This is a genomic window from Neoroseomonas rubea (genome assembly GCF_016106015.1).
GTDB classification, from domain to species: Bacteria; Pseudomonadota; Alphaproteobacteria; order Acetobacterales; family Acetobacteraceae; genus Neoroseomonas; species Neoroseomonas rubea.
The window spans coordinates 1-1072 of sequence record NZ_JACADQ010000635.1; the positions used below are offsets into that span (position 1 = coordinate 1).

Below are 1072 nucleotides of genomic sequence, written 5' to 3' on the forward strand. Positions count from 1 at the left end.
CTGGAGGGCGTCGCATCCGCCGCGGGGGTCGCGGCCTGCGCCGCGCCACCCGAGCCGAGCGCGCCCATTAGCATGTTGCCGAGCAGCATACCGCCGGCCACGCCCGCCGCGGCCGCCGCGGCGGTGCCGAGGAAGCCCATGCCGCCGCGGCCCTGCTGGCCCTGCAGCGCCTGCGGGTTGTAGCCCGCCGGATACTGCGGCTGCGGGCGGGGCGGCATCGGCGGGGGCATCGGCCCGGCCTGGCGGCCGCCGAACAGCCCGCCGAACATCCCGCCGCCACCGCCGGCGCGCGCGGCCGTCGCCTGGCCTTCACGCCGGGCGTTCTCGACTTCCCATTCCAGCTGCTGGATGCGGTTCTGCGCTTCGATCAGCGCCGCTTCCTGCACGAAGGCGGTCTGGGTGATGCGGTACCGCGCTTCCGGGTGCCGGGTGAAAAGCTCCTGGATCAGGCGGTCCGCCTCCGGATCCACCGGGGGCAGGCTGGGCTTCTGCGGGGGCGCGGCCGCGCCCCAGGGCCCGCTCGGCGCCTGCGCCACGGGCGCCGCGCCGCTGATCCGTTCCACGAAGGCGGTGATGATCCGCCGTTCTTCGTCCGTCATCCGTCAATCCTCTCCCGACATTGCGCGGGGGCGGATTCACGCCCGCCTCTCCGTCCGGGCGCGAATTGGCCCGGCACCCGCCCGGTTTCAAGGCGGGCGGGCGTGACATTGCGTGACGTGAAATGGATCACCGACGGGCAACCGTTCCGGCGCCAGAGTGCGCGCCAGGCACCCCCAGCTTGCGAGGCTGATCCATGAGCGGCACGACGTCCCAGACCGGCGGCAACTTCACGCCGCCCGCCCAGGCCAACGGCATCACCGACCTTATCAACAACAGCTCGAACATGGGGCGGGAGGTGACGCAGACCATCGCCTCCGTGACGCTGGAACAGGGCTTGGCCGCCGCCGGGCGCGTCGGCGCGGGCACGGTCGCGGGCGCGCTGGTGCAGCCCGCCGTCTGGGTGCTGAGCGGCCGTCCGCCGCAGCCCGGCGACATCGCGCTCTGGGGCGGGGGCGTCGTCGCCGGGATCGTC

At 74.2% G+C, this 1072-nt stretch carries 2 protein-coding genes; one reads left to right on the top strand and one right to left on the bottom strand.

All coding sequences use genetic code 11. The features are described 5' to 3' along the window. On the bottom strand, positions 1-599 hold a 599-nt coding region (locus tag HW577_RS25475; RefSeq protein WP_198378874.1), incomplete at its 3' end, for a DUF2076 domain-containing protein. 194 nt (positions 600-793) lie between these two features. On the opposite strand from HW577_RS25475, the gene HW577_RS25480 reads away from it, so the two are divergent. Continuing rightward, positions 794-1072 (top strand): hypothetical protein (locus HW577_RS25480; RefSeq protein ID WP_198378875.1); only part of this gene is annotated, 279 nt, incomplete at its 3' end.